At 74.0% G+C, this 18,173-nt stretch carries 18 protein-coding genes; 12 read left to right on the plus strand and 6 right to left on the minus strand.

All coding sequences use genetic code 11. The annotated features are described in order from the left end of the window. Positions 1 to 132 precede the first annotated feature (132 nt). Positions 133 to 825, minus strand: a complete 693-nt coding sequence (locus ABT299_RS11255) for an SDR family oxidoreductase (RefSeq protein ID WP_500250574.1) — start codon at positions 823 to 825, stop codon at positions 133 to 135. A 48-nt stretch (positions 826 to 873) separates the two neighbouring features. On the opposite strand from ABT299_RS11255, the gene ABT299_RS11260 reads away from it, so the two are divergent. Beyond that, positions 874 to 1,311 carry a MerR family transcriptional regulator gene (locus ABT299_RS11260; protein ID WP_500250575.1) on the plus strand — a complete coding sequence of 146 codons (438 nt, stop codon included), beginning with the start codon at positions 874 to 876 and terminating at the stop codon, positions 1,309 to 1,311. Here ABT299_RS11260 and ABT299_RS11265 read toward each other — a convergent pair. Together ABT299_RS11265 and ABT299_RS11270 are read right to left on the minus strand one after the other, a co-directional pair. Then, positions 1,301 to 1,993 carry a hypothetical protein gene (locus ABT299_RS11265; protein WP_500250576.1) on the minus strand — a complete coding sequence of 231 codons (693 nt, stop codon included), beginning with the start codon at positions 1,991 to 1,993 and terminating at the stop codon, positions 1,301 to 1,303. The genes ABT299_RS11260 and ABT299_RS11265 overlap by 11 nt on opposite strands. 19 nt (positions 1,994 to 2,012) lie before the next feature. Further along, positions 2,013 to 2,798 carry an SDR family NAD(P)-dependent oxidoreductase gene (locus ABT299_RS11270; protein WP_500250577.1) on the minus strand — a complete coding sequence of 262 codons (786 nt, stop codon included), beginning with the start codon at positions 2,796 to 2,798 and terminating at the stop codon, positions 2,013 to 2,015. A gap of 104 nt (positions 2,799 to 2,902) precedes the next feature. Here ABT299_RS11270 and ABT299_RS11275 point away from each other — a divergent pair, with 104 nt between their 5' ends. The 9 genes from ABT299_RS11275 (at position 2,903) to ABT299_RS11315 (ending at position 14,550) form a co-directional block, all read left to right on the plus strand. Then, positions 2,903 to 3,478, plus strand: a complete 576-nt coding sequence (locus ABT299_RS11275; protein WP_500250578.1) for a TetR/AcrR family transcriptional regulator — start codon at positions 2,903 to 2,905, stop codon at positions 3,476 to 3,478. Between the two features lie 58 nt (positions 3,479 to 3,536). After that, the gene (locus ABT299_RS11280; protein ID WP_500250579.1) at positions 3,537 to 4,529 is read left to right on the plus strand and encodes an SDR family oxidoreductase; all 993 of its coding nucleotides are present in this window, start codon (positions 3,537 to 3,539) and stop codon (positions 4,527 to 4,529) included. Between the two features lie 107 nt (positions 4,530 to 4,636). Beyond that, the gene (locus tag ABT299_RS11285) at positions 4,637 to 6,265 is read left to right on the plus strand and encodes an alkaline phosphatase D family protein (RefSeq protein WP_500250580.1); all 1,629 of its coding nucleotides are present in this window, start codon (positions 4,637 to 4,639) and stop codon (positions 6,263 to 6,265) included. A 302-nt stretch (positions 6,266 to 6,567) separates the two neighbouring features. Further along, a complete protein-coding gene (locus ABT299_RS11290) occupies positions 6,568 to 8,043 on the plus strand; it encodes a sigma-70 family RNA polymerase sigma factor (protein WP_500250581.1) in 1,476 nt (491 codons plus the stop codon). A 242-nt stretch (positions 8,044 to 8,285) separates the two neighbouring features. Further along, positions 8,286 to 9,746, plus strand: a complete 1,461-nt coding sequence (locus ABT299_RS11295; RefSeq protein WP_500250582.1) for an NYN domain-containing protein — start codon at positions 8,286 to 8,288, stop codon at positions 9,744 to 9,746. Positions 9,747 to 9,838: 92 nt separating this feature from the next. Further along, complete coding sequence (locus ABT299_RS11300; protein ID WP_347256479.1) at positions 9,839 to 10,480, plus strand: tetratricopeptide repeat protein; 642 nt, start codon at positions 9,839 to 9,841, stop codon at positions 10,478 to 10,480. Positions 10,481 to 10,532: 52 nt separating this feature from the next. Continuing rightward, on the plus strand, positions 10,533 to 11,390 hold the full coding sequence (locus ABT299_RS11305; RefSeq protein ID WP_433145539.1) for a PaaX family transcriptional regulator: 858 nt from the start codon (positions 10,533 to 10,535) through the stop codon (positions 11,388 to 11,390). A 122-nt stretch (positions 11,391 to 11,512) separates the two neighbouring features. Then, on the plus strand, positions 11,513 to 12,886 hold the full coding sequence (locus ABT299_RS11310) for an alpha/beta fold hydrolase (protein ID WP_500250583.1): 1,374 nt from the start codon (positions 11,513 to 11,515) through the stop codon (positions 12,884 to 12,886). 71 nt (positions 12,887 to 12,957) lie between these two features. Next, positions 12,958 to 14,550, plus strand: coding sequence for an MFS transporter (locus ABT299_RS11315; protein WP_500250584.1), 1,593 nt, complete (start codon positions 12,958 to 12,960; stop codon positions 14,548 to 14,550). Between the two features lie 16 nt (positions 14,551 to 14,566). Here ABT299_RS11315 and ABT299_RS11320 read toward each other — a convergent pair whose 3' ends face one another. Continuing rightward, positions 14,567 to 15,085: a lipase family protein gene (locus ABT299_RS11320; protein WP_500250585.1), complete on the minus strand. Its 519-nt coding sequence runs from the start codon at positions 15,083 to 15,085 to the stop codon at positions 14,567 to 14,569. A gap of 71 nt (positions 15,086 to 15,156) precedes the next feature. Here ABT299_RS11320 and pyrE point away from each other — a divergent pair, with 71 nt between their 5' ends. Beyond that, positions 15,157 to 15,693 (plus strand): orotate phosphoribosyltransferase, encoded by a 537-nt coding sequence (gene pyrE, locus ABT299_RS11325; protein WP_387024582.1) that lies wholly within the window; start codon positions 15,157 to 15,159, stop codon positions 15,691 to 15,693. Here pyrE and ABT299_RS11330 read toward each other — a convergent pair. Continuing rightward, complete coding sequence (locus tag ABT299_RS11330) at positions 15,690 to 16,112, minus strand: hypothetical protein (RefSeq protein ID WP_387024584.1); 423 nt, start codon at positions 16,110 to 16,112, stop codon at positions 15,690 to 15,692. The two genes, pyrE and ABT299_RS11330, sit on opposite strands and share 4 nt — an antisense overlap. Before the next feature lie 51 nt (positions 16,113 to 16,163). Further along, a complete protein-coding gene (locus tag ABT299_RS11335) occupies positions 16,164 to 16,889 on the minus strand; it encodes a VTT domain-containing protein (protein ID WP_190850820.1) in 726 nt (241 codons plus the stop codon). Positions 16,890 to 17,077: 188 nt separating this feature from the next. On the opposite strand from ABT299_RS11335, the gene fbaA reads away from it, so the two are divergent. Further along, a complete protein-coding gene (gene fbaA / locus ABT299_RS11340; protein WP_433145521.1) occupies positions 17,078 to 18,100 on the plus strand; it encodes a class II fructose-bisphosphate aldolase in 1,023 nt (340 codons plus the stop codon). Positions 18,101 to 18,173: the final 73 nt, after the last annotated feature.

Here is an 18,173-nt window from a genome sequence, read left to right on the forward strand (position 1 = left end):
CTGGAGTTGTTGACTCCACACGCGGGGTGGCGGGCCGGAGGCCGCCTGCTTCCAGTGGGTGCGCTGGGGCGCTTCGGGCTCACGGTGGCGCGCACGGCCGGCGGGTGTGGCTCGACGAGCCCGCCGGCCTGGTCAGACCGGTTGGCCGAGGGGGCGGATGGTGACGGTGTTGACGTCCACGCCGGGCGGCTGCGCGACGGCCCAGGCGATGGATTCGGCCACCTGCCCGGCGGTGAGCATGGGGCCGTCGGGGACGCCGCCCAGCGTGTCCCAGAAGGCGGTCTCGACGCTGCCCGGCGCGATCAGGGTGACGCCGACGCCGTCGCCGGTGACGGCGCGGCGGGTGTTCTCGGCGAGGCCGGTCAGGGCCCATTTCGTCGCACCGTAGAGGGACCCGGGGGCGTGGACGAGACCGGCGACGCTGCCGACGAGGACGATCCGCCCGCGCGTGGCCTTCAGCGCTCCGGCGGCGGCGCGGATGAGCAGGGCGGGTCCGAGGACGTTGGTCAGCACCATGTCCCGCCAGCGGGCGGGGTCGCCGTCGACGACGCTGTCGGACGCCGCGGTTCCGGCGTTGGCGACGGCCGCGTCCAGCCGCCCGAACCGGGCGACGGTGGCGTCCACCGCGGCGTGCACGGCCTCGGGGTCGGCGGCGTCGGCGGTGAGGGGCAGCAGGTCGGCGGGGGCGCCGCAGCTCTTCGCGAAGCGGTCGAGGCGGTCGCGGTCGCGGCCGGTGACGGCGACGCGGTGGCCGCGCTCCAGCAGCAGGCGGGCGGCGGCCGCGCCGATGCCGCCGGAGCCGCCGGTGATCAAGGTGACGGTCATGGGCCGGACGGTAGGTGCTAGAGCCGGCTCTAGGGCAAGCTCGTGGGCATGCCCCTCACCATCGGACAGGTCGCCGAGCGCACCGGTCTCAGCGTCCACACCCTGCGCTTCTACGAGAAGGAAGGGCTGTTCGCGATGCCCGTGCGGCGCGTCGGCGGGCAGCGCGTCTACGGCGAGGCGGAGCTGGAGTGGCTGTACCTGTGCACGCGGCTGCGGGCGTCCGGGATGCCGCTGCCGATGATCCGTGAGTACGCGGAGCTGGTGCGGGAGGGCACGGCGACCGTGGAGGCGCGGCTCTCGCTCCTGCGCGACCACCAGGACCGCGTCGCAGAGCGGATCGCGGAGCTGCACGGCTGCCTCGACCTCGTCTCGCGCAAGGTCGCGATGTACGAGGAGCATCTCGCGGCGGGCGGCGACGACCCGCTGTGGACGGGTTCGCACCTCGCCGGGGACGCGCGACCGGGCCGGCGGGAGTTCAGGCGTTGACCCAGTCGCCCGGGAAGGCGGCGCGGAACCGGTCGAGGGTGTCGGGGTCGCGGGCGCGGACGGAGAGCCAGGCGCCGCCGCCGTCGGACAGCAGCACGCCCGGAGCGGTGTAGAAGTTCTGACCGCTCTCCGACGGGAACGGGACGAGGGCGAAGCGGCGGGCCAGCTCGTCGTCCTCGCCCGGGGCGAGGTCGCGGGCGTCGCACAGCTCCTCGGGGCCCTGCGTCGACTCCGCCAGGACGATCTCCAGGACGGCGGGCGAGAACCGGTCCGTCCACGGCTCCCACAGCTCGGCGTACTTGTCGGCCAGGTCCTGCCGGACGTGGACGGGCGGGTCGTCGCGGCCGAGGTCGCCGAGCATGACGCCCCATAGCGCCGCGCCCTGGTTCTCCTCGCGGAAGACCAGGGCGCCGTGCTCGACGACCAGCTCGCCGGGGCTCAGCAGGGTGTCGAGGTTGCTGTGCAGGTCGGGCCGGCGTCCGAGCAGCGCGTACGCCTCGCGGACGGCGGCGGGCAGCCGGAGGCCGAGCCGGTCCTCGGCCTCCGCCAGCTCGGCCTCGGGCGTGCCGTCCTCCCTGCCGAGCGGCAGGCCCCAGCCTGCGGCGAACTCCCTGATGAAGGTCCAGGCGGCGGCCCTGTCGTGGAGTGCGGGCGGCAGGTCGCGGACGATGTCGAAGCCCACACTTCGACGTTATCCCTCCTCAGGCGGTTTTGACCGCGCCTCCGTCGATCAGGTGGTCGGTGCCCGTGGTGCTCCCGGCGACCGGGGACGCGAGGTAGGCGATGAGCGCGGCGACCTCGGCGGGCTCGACGAGCCGTCCGGTGACCATGCCGGTCGAGCCGGGCAGCCCCGCGAGCAGGTCCTCGTGGGACACCCCGAGAGCCCCGGCGAGGCCCGCGCCGTAGCCGTCCGGGCTCTCCCACAGGGCGGTGCGGGTGACGCCCGGCGACACCGTGTTGACGCGGACGCCGCGCGACCCGAACTCCTCGGCGAGCGCCTTGCCGAACGCGGTGAGCGCGGCCTTGGCGGTCGTGTACGGGGTGGGGCCGGCGTGCGGAAGGCGGGCGCCGTTGGACGACACGTTCACGATCGCCCCCGACCGCTCCAGCAGGCTCGGCAGCGCGGCACGGGTGGTTCGCACGGCCGTGAACAGGTTCAGCTCGTACGTGCCCTGCCAAGCGGCGTCGTCGAAGGAGAGGAAGCCGCCCACGCTGCCGTCGCCGTCACCGCCGCCGACGTTGTTCACGAGGATGTCGATGCCGCCGAGCTCGGCGATCGCGGTCTCGATCAGGCGGGCCGGGGCGTCGGGGGCGGACAGGTCGGCGGCGACGGTGATCGCGCCGGTCTCCTTCAACGCCGGGGTGATGGTGCGGGCGGCCGCGACGACGCGCACGCCCTCGGCGGTCAGCGCCTCGACGGCGGCGAGGCCGATGCCCTTGCTCGCGCCGGTGACCACGGCGGTCTTGCCGGCCAGTCGCAGGTCCATGGAAATCTCCTTAGTGCGTCACTGATGACGCAATGAAGCTATAACACGCAACACTGATGTTGCAAGTATCGAGCCAACCAGGACTCTGCTGTACTGTTTCCAGGGTGAGCAGACCACTGCGCGCGGACGCGGAGCGCACCGTGCGGACGATCCTGGAGGCCGCCGAGCGGGTCCTGTCCGCGGACCCGGCGGCGACGATGGAGCAGATCGCCGAGGCGGCCGGGGTCGCGCGGACGACCGTGCACCGGCGGTTCGCGACCCGCGACGCGCTGATCGACGCGCTCACCGCGTGGGCCGTCGGGCGCCTCGCGGACGCCGTCGACGCCGCGCCGAGCCGGAGCACGCCGCCGCTCGTCACGCTCCACCAGGTCACCGCGAACGTCCTGCAGGTCAAGATCGGCTGGGGCTTCGCGATGACCCGGGCCGGGCGGTCGTCCGATCCGGAGGTCGTCCGCGTGCAGGCGGAGATCGCCGCGAAGTGCGACGACCTCTTCCTGCGGGCCCGGGAGGACGGCCTCCTGCGGGACGACGTCGACCTGCTGTGGGCGCGGCGCGTGTACTACGCGCTGCTCTACGAGGCCAGCACGGCGCGCGAGACCGAGGATGTGGCGGCCCTCGCGTCGCTCGTGGTGGACACGCTGCTCCGGGGCATCGGCGCCGAGCCGGGCCGGGGCCGGTGATTTCGCCGGGAGCGTGCACCGCTTCCGTACGTAGCGTACGGACCGTACAGTTCGCGTCATGAGACTCCTGATGCTGGGCGGTACCGAGTTCGTCGGGCGCGCCATCACCGACGCGGCGCTGGCGCGCGGCTGGGACGTGACGGTCTTCCACCGGGGCCGCCACGAACCGCCGGACGGCGTGACGGCCCTGCACGGCGACCGCACCACGGAGGACGGCCTCGCGCCGCTCGCCACCGGGGAGTGGGACGCGGTCATCGACACCTGGTCGGCGGCGCCGTCCGTCGTCCGCGACGCGGCCCGGCTCCTGAAAGGGCGCGTCGGCCGGTACGTCTACATCTCCAGCAGGTCCGTCTACGCGTACCCGACGGGCCCCGGGATGGACGAGAGCGCAGCCGTCGTAGAGGGCTCCAAGGACGACGGTCAGGTCGCCTATGCGGAGGACAAGCGCGGCGGTGAACTCGCCGCGATCGACGCGTTCGGCGACAACGCCCTACTTGTGCGCGCGGGCCTGATACTCGGACCCCACGAGAACATCGGACGCCTGCCGTGGTGGCTCAACCGCGTCGCGCGCGCGGGACGCGTCCTGGCACCGGGCCCGCGCGACCTGCCGCTCCAGTACATCGACGTCCGCGACCTGGCCGCCTGGACCCTGGGCGCCATAGAGCAGCGCCTAGGCGGCCCCTACAACCTGGTGAGCCCGCCAGGCCACACCACGATGGGCGAACTCCTCACCGCATGCGCCCGCACGACGGGCTCCGACGCGGAGTTCGTGTGGACCTCCCCAGAGGCGATCCTCAAGGCCGGCATCGAACCGTGGACGCAGCTCCCCATCTGGCTGCCGCCAGGTGAAGACCACGACACGATGCACCAGGGCAACGTCGCCAAGGCGCTCGCCACGGGCCTGCAATGCCGTCCCATAGCGGAGACCGTCGAGGACACCTGGACCTGGCTGCGATCCGTGGGCGGGCAGGCGCCGCAGCGTCCGGACCGTCCCGTCGTAGGGCTCGCCCCGGAAACCGAAGCCGCGTTCCTCGACAGCGGCGAGCACTGACGGCGGCGGCCACTGAGGCAAGGGGCTGAGGCAAGGGGGCTGAGCGCAGGGGGCACTGGCCGCAACGGGTGGACGCGAAGCGCCGGGTTCCGCTAGAGAGACCTTCTATGACCGCTTTGGCACTCGGCCCCCACCTCCGCCACGTGAGCGCCCGCACCGCGACGATCTGGGTGGAGACCGACCGCCCGTGCGAGGTCCGCGTGGTCGCCGCAGACCACGGGGTCGACGCGGGCGCCCGCACGTTCACCGCGCACGGCCACCACTACGCGGTCGTGGAGGTCGACGGCCTCGAACCCGGCGCCCGCGTCCCCTACGAAGTGGTCATCGACGGCGAGACGGTCTGGCCGGAACCCGGCTCCGACGACCCGCCCAGCCAGATCCGGACCCTCGACCCGGAGGGGACGCTGCGCATCTCGTTCGGGTCGTGCCGCCGCTCCCCCGGCACCCCGGAGGAGTTCGGGCACGACGCGCTCGCCGCGTTCGCGCACCGCCTCAAGGACGGCGGCGACGGCGCGACCTGGCCCGACGTCCTGCTGATGGTCGGCGACCAGGTCTACGCCGACGAGCTGAGCGACGAGATGAAGGAGTTCATCCGGGGCCGGCGCGCGGCGGACGAGCCGCCCGTCGACGAGGCCGCCGACTTCGAGGACTACACCCACCTGTACAAGCTGGCCTGGCACGACGACCCGGCCGTCCGGTGGCTGCTGTCGACCGTCCCCACCTTCACGATCTTCGACGACCACGACATCCGGGACGACTGGAACACCTCGTACGCGTGGCGCGAGCAGATGTGGGCGCAGCCGTGGTGGCGGGCCCGGATCACCGGCGGGATCGGCTCCTACTGGATCTACCAGCACCTCGGGAACATGTCGCCGGAGGACCGGGCGTCCGACCCCGTCCTCGCGGCGGTGCGCGCCGCGTCCGAGGACGGCGGCGACGCGGGCGAGGTCCTCGACGAGTTCGCGGAGCGCGCCGACAAGCGGCCCGAGACGATGCGGTGGAGCTACGCGCACGACTGGGGCGGCACCCGGCTCGTCGTCGTCGACAGCCGCTGCTCCCGGCTGCTGACCTCCGACCGCCGCGGGATGCTCGACGACGAGGAGTTCCGCTGGCTCGACGAGCAGTGCCAGGGCGGCATGGACCACCTGCTCATCGCCAGCTCGCTGCCCTACCTGCTGCCGCGCACCATCCACCACGCCGAGTCGTGGAACGAGGCCGTCGCGGGCGGCGCGTGGGGGCCACGCGCCGCCGCCCTCGGGGAGAAGGTCCGGCAGGCCGCCGACCTGGAGCACTGGGCGGCGTTCGAGCGCTCCTTCCGAGAGGTGGCGCAGGACGTGATCGCCGTCGGTAAGGGAGAACGGGGTCCCGCCCCGGCCAGCATCTCCTTTCTCTCCGGTGACATCCACTACTCGTGCCTGTCCCGGGTGACCGCCCCGGACACCGCGTCGGAGATCACCCAGATCATCTGCTCGCCGCTGCGCAACCCGCTGAACGGCACCATCCGCCGGGCCAACCGCATCGCGGCCGCGCGCGGCGTCAGCGGGGCGTTCCGGGCGCTCGCCAAGCTCGCGAAGGTGCCCGCGCCGCCGCTGCGGTGGCGGATGACCGAAGGGCCCTGGTTCGACAACGCCATCGCCACGGTCGAGCTGACCGGCCGGCAATGCACCGTCCGCTGGGAGACGCCCCGCACCGAGACCGCCCTCACCGAGCTGGGCCGCGCCGCCATCGCCCGCTGACCCCGCCCGCTGACCCCGCCCGCCACCTGCCCGGCCCGTCCCCGCCCTGACCAGGCCATACCGACGGAGCGGGGCGCACCCGTTCAGCCCCCTCGCCGGAACGGGCGCACCCCGGGCGGACGGCCTGGGGAACCGTCCACGCCCCTCCAACGCGCGAGCACCCCCGCCATGACGCCATTCCCGGGAAATCGAACATGGCGCGCGACGACCTGGGCGACAATGTGTGGTCAAGGCGTCACAACGAGCTAGCATCGGGGTGGCGAAGAGCCCGCCAAGGACGGCGCGTCCGTGAGGGAGGCCACGTGGAGGAGCCCGCCACCACCGGGACCGGGGACGCGGCGCTCATCTCGCGGGTCCGCGACGGCGACGTCTCGGCGTACGCGACGCTGTACGAGCGGCACGTCGCGGCGGCGCGCGGCCTCGCCCGGCACCTGACCCGCGGGTCCGACCCGGCCGCCGCCGAGGACGCCGTGCAGGACGCGTTCGCCAAGGTCCTCGGCGTGCTGCGGCGCGGCGCCGGGCCCGACACCGGCTTCCGCCCGTACCTGCTCACCGCCGTGCGCCGCTCGGTGTACGACCGGCGGCGCGCCGACCGGCGGGTGCACCGCACCGACCGGATCGAGGAGTTCGACCAGGGCGTCCCCTTCGAGGACCCGGCCCTCGCCGAGCTGGAGCGCTCGATGATCGTCCAGGCGTACCGGTCGCTGCCCGACCGCTGGCAGGAGGTGCTCTGGCACACCGAGGTCGAGGGCGCCAGGCCGGCCGAGATCGCGCCGCTGCTCGGCCTCACCGCCAACAGTGCCGCGGCCCTCGCCTACCGCGCCCGCGAAGGGCTCCGGCAGGCCTACCTCCAGATGCACGTCGCGGACCTCGGGGAGGTGCGCCGCGACTGCCGCCCGGTGCTGGAGAAGCTCGGCTCGTTCGTGCGGGGCGCGCTCGCCGGGCGCGAGAGCCGCCGGATCCAGCGGCACCTGGACGGCTGCGTCCGCTGCAAGGCACTGCACGCCGAGCTCGCCGCGCTCAACACGGCGCTGCGCGAGGGGCTGGGTCCGCTGATCCTCGGCACCGCGTCCGGCGTGGCCCTGGCGTCCAAGGGCGGCATGTTCACCTGGCTGAGGCACCTGCCGAAGCGGCAGCAGCAGGCGCTCGCGGGCGGCGGCGCGATGGCGGTGGCGGCCGCGGTGGCCGCCGCGATGATGCTCGTGTCCGACAAGCAGCCGATCAGGCCCGCGCAGGACCCGCCGGCCACCGCGCAGGCCGCGCCGAAGCCGCCGGCCCCGCGGCCGCCCGCGCCGCGTCCCGCCCCGCCCCGGCCGGCCCCGCACCACCCGGCACCGCACCACCCGGCCCCGCACCGCCCGCTCGTGGTGGAGCCCGCCGCGCACCTGCCCGCTCCGCACCCGAGACCGCACGTCGCGGCGCCGCCGGCGAGCACTCCGCCGAAGCCGCGCCCGCACGTGCGCCCGCCGCTGCCGCGGCCCGTGCCCCGGCATCCGCGCGGCCTGTTCGTCCGCGTCACCGTCGGGACGGGCGGCCACGGCGCCCTGGTGGACGTGCGGGTCGCGGGCGCCGGGCACGTCAGGGCGGGCGGCGAGGTGCGCGTCGACGTCGGCGCGGGCCCGCCTGCGGGCATCCCGCGGCAGGTCATGGCGCCCGCCCTCGCGAGCGGCCGGTTCCACGGCCGATTCCACGGCCGGATCAAAGGCCGGTTCCAGAGCCGGTTTCAGGGCCGGTTCCATGACCGGTTGAAGACACGGTCGCGGGGACCCTACGGCTGAACCGGCGTCCTGCTCCTTCCCGTAAAGATCATGGGGAAGGGCGGGGCGGGACGGCAACGGCTGGTAGCGTCCGCCGCGGTTCCCAGTTTGCTGTTACTGGGGAGTCGCGAACCGGCGGTATGCCATGAAAGAGTGCGAATCGCCGTATTGGCCTACGGGGCTGACGGGCTTCACTACGCTATAGGCGCCCGAGGTCACTACGCCGGCCTGTGAGCTCCCGTGTAGAGGAAGGGCGGTGTCGCATGGATCGCTGCGCGCTGTTCGTAGACGCCGGCTACCTGCTGGCCGACGGCGCCATGGCGGTGCACGGCACCCGCCATCGCGAGACCGTCTCGTGGGACTTCGGCGGGCTCCTGCAGCTGCTGAGCAACCTCGCGCGCGAACGCACCGGCATGCCGCTGCTGCGCTGCTACTGGTACGAGGCCACCGTCGAGGGCCGCCGCGCCCCCGAGCACGACGCGCTCGCCGACCTGCCCGGCCTCAAGCTCCGCCTCGGCCGCATCCGCCCCGGCCGCCGCGAGGGCGTCGACGGCGAGATCCACCGCGACCTGATGACCCTCGCCCGCAACGGCGCCCTCGCCGACGCCGTCGTCGTCAGCGGCGACGAGGACCTCGCCCAGGTCGTCTCCGACGCCCAGGACTTCGGCATGCGCGTCACCGTCGTGCACGTCGCCGTCGACGGCAACTGGACGATCTCCCGGGTGCTGCGCCAGGAGTGCGACGACCTCATCGAGATCGGCGCCGGCCACCTGCGCCCCTACGTCAACCTGCTCAGCGGCGTCGACACCGGGTCCGGGTCCGGGTCCGGCTCCTCGGGCATCGCCGCGCTCGGCGCGGGCCCGCTGTCCAACGGGCACGGCTCCAACGGCCACGGCCCCGGCGGCGCCGGCGCGCCGCTCGGCCCGCTCCAGACCACCGCGCACAACGGGCCGCCGCCGTCGTCCCCGATCGGCGGGCAGCCGCCGCTGAGCCCCGCCGCGTCGGGCCTCGGCTCCTCGGGATCGTCCGGCTTCGGCTCGTCCGGCTCCTCCGGCCTCGGCTCCTCGGGGCCGCCCGGCCTCGGCTCCTCCGGGCCGCCCGGCCTCGGCGGCGGCGGGGGGACCGGCGTCCCCACCGGGCCGCTGCCCCTCCCGGGGAGCGGCGGCCTCGGCTCGTCGTCCTCGCTGGGCTCGTCGTCCTCGCTCAACTCCGGCGGGCTGCCGCTGCCGTCCTCGCCGCTCCAAGCCCCGTCCACGGCGGGCTCGTCCGCGCCCGCCCCGGCCCCGGCGTCCAGCCCGCCGCCGCTCGGCGGCCCGCAGTACACCTCGTCGTCGCCGGTGCCGTCCCCATCGCCGCCGCCCCCGCCGCAGACGCTGCCGCCCCAGTCGTCCGGGTCGTCGCCGCTGCCGTCGAGCCGGCCGCACGGCCCCTACACCGGACCCCAGCAGATCGCGCCCGTCCCCGCGCAGCAGAACACCCCGAGCCTCGCGGACGCCGTGAAGGCCGCGCACCAGGAGGGCCAGGACTTCGGCGAGTCCGTCGCACGGGACGCGCCCGCGCTGTGGCTGGAGGCCGTCCTCGCCCGCAAGCCGCGCATGCCCTCCGACCTGGAGGCACGCCTGCTGCAGGGCTCCTCGCTGCCCATCGACTTCCTGCTCCACGACGAGGTCCGGCACGCGCTGCGCCGCGGATTCTGGGACGCCCTCGAACGTTCCCGCAGGTGACGGCGGTACGCCCCGGACACATACGGGCGGGTAATGCACGATCATCAGTGATTCGCCCGCTTCGGCCGGCCGCCGGCGGGTAGCGTTGAAGCGTGACGCATGTGACGGAAGACGATCTCGACGACCTGGAGTTCGACACCCTGCGCACCGGCGATCACATCTCGGCGGCCGAGCGGCTGTCCGAGCTGGCCGAGACGGTGACGGGCGGGGTGTCGCGGGCCAACGTCCTGCTGCGTGCCGGGGAGCAGTGGCAGCACGCCGGCGACCACGGCAAGGCCGCCGAGCTGTACCGCAAGGCCATGGAGGACGGCGGCGAGGTGTACGGCGACCCGCGCGCCTACCTGGCCGACGCGCTGTTCGAGCTGGGCAGGGCCGACGAGGCGCGCACGCTCGTCGACGAGATCCGCGCCGACAAGCCGCGCGATCCCGAGGTGTACCGCACGGTCGCCGAGGTGCTGTACGCCCAGGGCGACGCGTCCGGCGCCCACGACTGGGCCACCAGCGGCGCCGACGTGGTGCTCGCCCTGCGCGACCGCGCCGTCGGCACTGGCGTCGGCGGTCCCGACGAGCCGCCGGTCTCCGGCGAGGAGTCGTTCACCCCGGGGCCCGACGACGTCGCGCTCGCCGAGGACAGCCTGGAGGCGCTGCTGCGGCTGCGCTACCGCGCGCGCATCGACCTCGGCCGCAGCGAGGACGACTACGACGCGCTCCTGGACGACCTCCTCAAGAACTGAGCGGGCCGCGAGCGGGGCGGGCGCGGAGGCCGGATCCCCTTACGCTGTGGGGATGCCCAACTCCGCCGCCGCCGAGGCGCGCACGCGCCCGCTGATGCTCACGTTCTTCGGGGCGCACGTGCTCGGGCGTCCCGTCGCGGTGTCGGCGGGCAGCGTCATCGAGGTGCTCGGCCGGGTGGGGCTCGGCGAGCACGCGGTCCGGACGTCGCTGAACCGGATGGTCAAGCGCGGGCTGCTGGAGCGGCACCGGCAGGGCCGCAAGATGTACTTCGCGCTGTCCGCGCACGCCGCCGAGGTCCTGGAGGACGGCCGGGAGCGGATCTGGCGCGCGGGGGTGGTGAACCGGAACTGGGACGGCCGGTGGACGCTGGTCGGGTTCTCGCTGCCGGAGGACTGGCGGCGCGAGCGGCACGACCTGCGGTCCCGGCTGATCTGGGCGGGGTTCGGGCCGCTGCAGAACGGGCTGTGGGTGGCGCCGGGCGCCGTCGACGTCGCGGCGGCGGTGGCCGGGCTCGGGCTGGAGGCCCACATCCGCGTCTTCGGCGGGAGCGTGCTGCCGCCGACCGAGGTGCGGGACGTGCTGGAGCAGGCGTTCGACGTGCCCGCGATGGCCGCCCGCTACCAGGCGTTCCTCGACCGCTGGGACACCGCGGGCGGCGGTGAGGGGGCGGGCGCCGCGGACTGCCCGGACGCGGCGGCCGGGCTGCCCGACGACCTCGCGCGGCAGCTCGTCCTGCACAGCGACTGGCTGGAGCTGGTGCGCCGCGACCCGCACCTGCCGGCGGAGCACCTGCCGGAGGGCTGGCCCGCGATGCGCGCGGAGGCGGTCTTCCGCGACCTCGCCGGGCGGTGGGAGCGGCCGGCCGCGGCGGAGGCGGCCCGGATCCTGGACACCCTCCCCCTCGGCTGAAACCGCTGATCATCGGCGTGCGACGGCGCATGCCCTGATATTCGTCACAATATTGACAGCCGTCAAGAATCAGCCGTACATTCGCGGCGACCTTCCGGCACGCTCCCGATCAGGAGCCGCTCATGTCCCTGCCCCGCCACGCCCGCCGCCTCGGAGGGCTCGCCGCCGCCGGCGCCCTCCTCGCCCTCGCCCCCGCCGTCCCCGCCGCGTCCGCGTCCGCACCGGCCACGGTCACGTCCACGACCGCCTACTCCGGGAAGCTCGCCGACGGAGCCGCCTGGACCGCCGAAGTCCCCGCCCGCTGGAACGGCACGCTGCTGCTGTTCAGCCACGGCTTCGGGCCCCTCGTCGCGCAGGACGCGCCGAGCCCCGGCGCCCGGACCGCCCTGCTGGCCGAGGGCTACGCGCTGGCCGGCTCGTCCTACGACCCCAACGGCTCGATGTGGGCGCTCGCCTCGGCCGAACGCGACCAGTTCGCCACGATCGACGCGTTCCGCGGCGCCGCCGGACGGCCCCGGCACGTCATCTCGGTCGGCCAGTCCATGGGCGGCCTGATCAACGCGCAGATCGCGCGGGACGGCGCCGGCCGGGTCGACGGCGCGCTCGGCCTCTGCGGCCTCGTCGCGGGCGGCGTCGACCTGGACAACTACCAGCTCGACGCCGAGTACGCGATCGCCGCGCTCCTCGGCCCCGGAAGCGGGACCCGGCTCGTCGGCTTCTCCGACGCCGCCGAGTCCGCGGCGCTCGGCGCGCGGCTCACCGACGCCGTCACCAAGGCGCAGGCCACACCGCAGGGACGCGCCCGGATCGCCCTCGCCTCCGCCTACCTCAACCTCGCCGACTGGGCCCCCGACCAGCGGCCGCCCGCCCGGAACGACTACGCGGGCCAGGAGAAGCAGCAGTACGCCTGGTTCGCGCAGGGCCTGCTGTCCTTCCTGACCACCGCGCGCTACCAGGTCGAACTGGCCGCCGGAGGCAATACCTCCTGGAACAAGGGCGTCGACTACGCCGCGCTGCTGCGGCGGTCCTCGCACGCCGCGCAGGTCCGCGCCCTGTACCGGACGGCCGGGCTGGACCTCGGGAGCGACCTCGCCCGCCTCACCGAGGGCGCCGGCGTCACCGCCGACACCGCCGCCGTCCAGGCCCTGCGCCGCACCTCCACCGCGGGCCAGGGCCTCGCCGTCCCGCTGCTGGACGTGCACACCACGTCCGACCAGCTCGTCCCCGTCGAGCAGGAGAACGCCTTCGCCGGACGGGTCCGGGCCGCCGGACGCTCCGCGCTGCTGCGCCAGGCGTACGTCACCCGGCAGAGCCACTGCAACTTCACCACCGCCGAGACCGTCGCGGCCGTCCACGCCGTCCAGCACCGGGTCACCACCGGGCGCTGGAGCGGCACCGGCGCCGCGCAACTCCAGCGCAGCGCCCTCGCCCTCGGCCTCGACGGCGCCGCCTTCACCGCCTACCGCCCCGGCACCCTCGTCGGCGCGCGCCGCTGACCCCCGCCGCCGACCCGAGCCGCCGGCCCCACGCCGGCGACCGACCCCACCCCGTCCCGTCAGGAGTCCACGTGTCCACCACCGCGGAGACCCCGTCCCGCTCCACGCCCGCGTCCGGCGCGTCCCTCGCGCGCGGCACGCTGATCGCCGGCTGCGTCGCGGTCTGCCTCGCGCAGATCGGCATCGCGATCCCGGCCACCCTCAACGGCCTGTTCCAGAAGGACCTGCACCCCGTCGGCTCCCAGCTCACCTGGATCTCCGACGCGTTCCTGCTGCCCGTCGCCGTCCTGGAACTGACGTTCGGCGTGCTCGGCGACCTGTTCGGCCGCAAGCGGCTGCTCATCGGCGGCGCCGCGCTCATGGCGGTCGGCGAGCTGGTCAGCACCACCAGCTCCGGCGTCCACCAGCTGTGGGTCGGCCAGGCGCTCGCCGGCCTCGGCGCCGCCGCGCTGTTCCCCACCTCGCTGGCCATGCTCGCCGCCGGGACCAGCGGCGGCACCCAGCGCGCGCGTGTCATCGCCCTGTGGGCCGCGTGCCTGTCCACCGGCGGCTTCCTCGCCCCGCTGCTCGGCGGCATCACCGCCACCTACGGGTCGTGGCGCTGGTCGTTCATCGTCGTCACCGTCCTCGCGGTGATCAGCGCGGCCGTCAGCACCCTGCTGGCCCGCGACTCCCGCGCCCCCGAGGGCCGCTCCCTCGACCCGGCCGGGCAGATCACCATCGGCCTCGGCCTGTTCGCGCTGCTCTTCGCGATCATCCAGGGCCCCGAGGACGGCTGGGGCTCCGCGCCCGTCGTCACCGGGTTCGTGCTGGCCGCCCTGTTCCTCGCCGCGTTCGTCGCCGCCGAGCTGCGCGTCCGCTCCCCGCTGCTGCGCCTCGACCTGTTCGCCAACCGGTCCTTCGCGGTCGCCTCGATCGTCGCCGTCGTCGGCATGTTCAGCTTCCTCGGCACCGCCTACTCGGTCAGCATCCGGCTCGGCCCCGCGCAGGACCAGAAGCCCATGCACACCGCCATGGCGTTCCTGCTGCTCAACGGCCTCGCGCTCGTGCTGCTGCCGGTCACCGAGCGGCTCCTGCACCGCGTCGCGCCCGGCCTGCTCACCGGCGGCGGGCTGATCCTCATCGCCGCCGGCGACTTCTGGACCGCCACCCTCCCCATCAGCGACCGCGCCATGACCTCGCTGATCCTGCCGCTCGGCCTGGTCGGCATCGGCTTCGCCGTCACGGTCTCCTCCATCACCGCGACCGCCGTCAACACCGTCCCCCACCACCTGGAGGGCATGGCCAGCGCGACCACCAACCTGCTGCGCGACTTCGGCTTCACCCTCGGCCCCGCCGTCATCGGCGCGGTCGCCCTCAGCCGCGCCGGCTCCGGATTCACCGACAAGCTCGACGCCTCGCCGCTGCCCGCCGGCCTGAAGCACGCCGCGATGGAGGTGCTGCACGAAGGCGGCCCGCTCGGCATCAACAGCGCGTCCGCCGCCGCGCCGCCGCTCAAGCCCGTCCACTCCATGGCCCTGGAGGCCGTGGGCCACGGCTACTCCATCGGCTTCGTCGTCTGCGGAGCCGCCGCCCTCGCGTCCGCGCTGCTCACCCTGCTGACGCTGCGCGGCGCCGACCGTCCCGCAGTCGAGGCCGACGCCCCCGAGGCCGACGCGCCCTGACGGCGCCCGCCGCGGCCTAGAGCGTGGTGATCAGCTCGCTGAGCGCCTGGGCCGCGGCGGCGGGAGGCTCGTGCTCGACGACGGCCCAGCCGCGCAGCCGGGCCTCCCTGACCGTCCCGTCCCGGTCCGGGAAGGCGGCCCGGTCGGCATGGGTGCGCAGGTAGCCGCAGGGCGCCTCGGGCCAGTCCGGCGGCCCCGGCAGCGAATCGTGGTCGTGCGCGGCGCCCGGCGGGCGCGGCAGATCGGCGTCCACGAACACGTACCCGCCCACCGGGCGGTGCGCCGCGCGCTGCGCCAGCGCGATCGCGGGCACCAGCGGCCCCGCCGCGCCGTGCGCCGCCAGGACCAGCGGCACCGACGGCCCCGCCGCCGAGACGATCAGCGAGACGCGGGCGACGTAGCGGGCCCCCTCGCCGTCCGGCACGTCCGGAGCGATCACGTCCATCCCGTACGAGCGCAGCATCTCCGGCATGTCGCCCCAGGACGCCGCGGCGGCGCCCGGCGCGTGCAGCAGCACCACGGAACCCGGCGTCATGAGCCCCCTTCCCGCCGCAACCGTACAGTGCGGCTGCGGCGGCCCGGCGCGGGATGAATAGGGTTCCTCCTGTGAGCGATCGTGATGAGCTGCTTCGAGAGATCAAGGACAAGGCCGTCGTGCACGGGGACTTCACGCTGTCCTCGGGCAAGAAGGCGTCCTGGTACGTCGACCTGCGCCGGGTCACCCTGGACGGCGCCGTCGCGCCCCTCGTCGGGCGGGTGATGCTGGACGAGACCGCCGACCTGGACTACGACGCCGTCGGCGGCCTCACCCTCGGCGCCGACCCGGTCGCCACCGCGATGCTGCACGCCGCCGCCGCGCGCGGCCGCCGCCTCGACGCGTTCGTCGTCCGCAAGGCCGGCAAGGCGCACGGCCTGCAGCGCCGCATCGAAGGCCCGGACGTCGCCGGACGCCGCGTCCTCGCCGTCGAGGACACCTCCACCACCGGCGGATCCGTCCTCACCGCCGTCGAGGCGCTCCGCGAGGCCGGCGCCGAGGTCGTCGCCGTCGCGACGATCCTGGAGCGCGGCGCCGCCGCCCGCATCGCCGAGGAGGGCCTGACCTACCGGCACCCCTACGCGGTCGACGACCTCGGCCTCTCCTAGGCCTTCGGGCGCACGTACCAGGTGGCGCGCACCCCCTGCGGCTTCGCCGCCTGGAGCTTGCCGTAGATGCTGACCTGGAGCGATCCGCCGTTCGTCGCGACGACGTCCAGGGTGTCCTCCTTGAACTGGAGGACCTCCCCGGTGTCGTGGACGCCCTGGGTCAGCACCCGCCCGGTGTCGGGGACGCGGACGATCACCGTGGTCGGCTGGCCGGTCACGCGGATCAGCAGTGGGACGCTCGCCGCGGGGGTGTGCACGGTGGGGGACGCGTCGGGGGAGGACGTGCTCTGGCCGCTCGGGGAGGCCGGGGCCGCCGAGGGGCTCTCCTTGTCCGGCGAGCCGGCCACCGCGTTCACCAGTGCGATGCCGCCCACCACAAGAAGCGCTAAGGCGAAGACCACGGCGATGGCCGCGATCACGATGCGTGCGAGACCTATAGGGTCCGACCGATGACGTCCCACATGGGGAGGTTAGCGATAACTGTCACTCCTGAGCGACGGACGTGACTCTTCACGGTCATTCTTATTCGGACCGTTGCCACCGCCACGCCCCTTCATGATCTCCCGGACGATCGGGATGACCGACAGGACGAGGATCACCGCGACCCCCGGCAGGATGTACTTCTCGACGTCCGGGACCTCGGAACCGAGGAAGTGGCCGAGCAGGAACAGCGCGTCCGTCCAGACCACGCCGCCGATCACGTTCCAGAGGAAGAACTTGCGGGCGTCCATGCCCAGCATCCCCGCCAGCGGGTTCAGGAACGTCCGGACGATCGGGATGAACCGGGCCAGCAGCACCGCGCGGGCCGGCCCGAACCGGTTGAAGTAGTACTCCGCCTTGTCGACCCACTCCCGCCGGAACAGCTTGGAGTCGGGCCGGTCGAACAGGCGGCGGCCGTAGCGGGCGCCGAGGAAGTGCCCGAGCTGGGCGCCCGCGATCGCCGCGACCGGGCCGCCCACCAGCAGCCAGGGCAGCGACAGCGACTGGAACTCCTGGCCGTTGACGGTCGAGACCGCCGTGAGGATCCCCGCCGTGAACAGCAGCGAGTCGCCCGGCAGGATGCAGCCGATCAGCAGTCCGGTCTCCGCGAAGATGATGGCGAGCACGCCGATCGTCGCGAACGTCCCGAACAGCCGCAGCCAGGCGGTCGGATGCAGCCACTCGGTGATGTCGAGGGGAATCGTCGTGAGATCCACACCGCGAGCGTACCTTTCCGCACCTCGCGATTAGGCGGAACGCGCACCCCGACGGGATACTGAGATCGGACGGCATGCCAGACCGGAGACCGTGTGACCCGGGCCGCTCACCTGGGTAGACGGTCGTTCGTGGTGCTACCGCCCGGCCGGATGCCCGGCGGCACCCTGCGTATGAAAGGACGCTGACAATGCCCATCGCAACGCCCGAGGTCTACGCGGAGATGCTCGACAAGGCCAAGCGCGACGGCTTCGCCTTCCCCGCCATCAACGTGACGTCGAGCCAGACGCTGAACGCGGCGCTGCGCGGCTTCGCGGAGGCGGAGAGCGACGGCATCGTGCAGGTCTCCACCGGGGGCGCCGAGTACCTGTCCGGGTCCACCGTCAAGGACATGGTCGTGGGCGCCAGCGCCCTCGCCGAGTACGCGCGCGTCGTCGCCGCCAAGTACCCGGTGAACATCGCGCTGCACACCGACCACTGCCCGAAGGACAAGCTGGATGGCTTCATGCGTCCGCTGATCAAGATCTCGCAGGAGCGGGTCGCGCGCGGCGAGGAGCCGCTGTTCCAGTCGCACATGTGGGACGGCTCCGCCGTCGAGCTGCACGAGAACCTCGACATCGCCGCCGGGCTCCTGGAGGAGTGCGCGAAGGCGCGCATCATCATGGAGATGGAGATCGGCGTCGTCGGCGGCGAGGAGGACGGCGTCGCCAACGAGATCAACGAGAAGCTGTACACCACCCCCGGCGACGCGATCGCGACCGCCGAGGCCGTCGGCGTCGGCGAGAAGGGCCGCTACATCCTGGCCGCGACGTTCGGCAACGTGCACGGCGTGTACAAGCCGGGCTCGGTGAAGCTGCGTCCCGAGGTGCTCAAGGAGATCCAGGACGCGGTCGGCGCCAAGTACGGCAAGGACAAGCCGTTCGACCTGGTGTTCCACGGCGGCTCCGGCTCCAGCCTCGACGAGATCCGCGAGGCGGTGTCGTACGGCGTCGTGAAGATGAACATCGACACCGACACCCAGTACGCGTTCACCCGCCCGGTCGCCGACCACATGCTCCGCAACTACGACGGCGTCCTGAAGGTGGACGGCGAGGTCGGCAACAAGAAGCAGTACGACCCGCGCTCGTGGGGCAAGGCCGCGGAGGCCGCCATGGCCGCCCGCATCGTCGAGGCCGCCGAGAACCTCCAGTCGGCGGGCAAGAAGCTGGCTTGACCCAGGGGGGCGACCCCCTGGAACCCCCGTCACGGTCGTGGGGGGGGGGGGGCGCCCCCGCGGGGGGGGCCGG

It is taken from the genome of Spirillospora sp. NPDC000708 (assembly GCF_040299565.1).
Classification (GTDB): domain Bacteria; phylum Actinomycetota; class Actinomycetes; order Streptosporangiales; family Streptosporangiaceae; genus Spirillospora.

Coding starts and splice junctions, on each gene's coding strand:
- ABT299_RS11255 (WP_500250574.1), bottom strand. CDS start 825: ATGACCGTCACCTTGATCACCGGCGGCTCCGGCGGCATCGGCGCGGCC.
- ABT299_RS11260 (WP_500250575.1), top strand. CDS start 874: ATGCCCCTCACCATCGGACAGGTCGCCGAGCGCACCGGTCTCAGCGTC.
- ABT299_RS11270 (WP_500250577.1), bottom strand. CDS start 2,798: ATGGACCTGCGACTGGCCGGCAAGACCGCCGTGGTCACCGGCGCGAGC.
- ABT299_RS11280 (WP_500250579.1), top strand. CDS start 3,537: ATGAGACTCCTGATGCTGGGCGGTACCGAGTTCGTCGGGCGCGCCATC.
- ABT299_RS11285 (WP_500250580.1), top strand. CDS start 4,637: ATGACCGCTTTGGCACTCGGCCCCCACCTCCGCCACGTGAGCGCCCGC.
- ABT299_RS11295 (WP_500250582.1), top strand. CDS start 8,286: ATGGATCGCTGCGCGCTGTTCGTAGACGCCGGCTACCTGCTGGCCGAC.
- ABT299_RS11305 (WP_433145539.1), top strand. CDS start 10,533: ATGCCCAACTCCGCCGCCGCCGAGGCGCGCACGCGCCCGCTGATGCTC.
- ABT299_RS11310 (WP_500250583.1), top strand. CDS start 11,513: ATGTCCCTGCCCCGCCACGCCCGCCGCCTCGGAGGGCTCGCCGCCGCC.
- ABT299_RS11320 (WP_500250585.1), bottom strand. CDS start 15,085: ATGACGCCGGGTTCCGTGGTGCTGCTGCACGCGCCGGGCGCCGCCGCG.
- fbaA (WP_433145521.1), top strand. CDS start 17,078: ATGCCCATCGCAACGCCCGAGGTCTACGCGGAGATGCTCGACAAGGCC.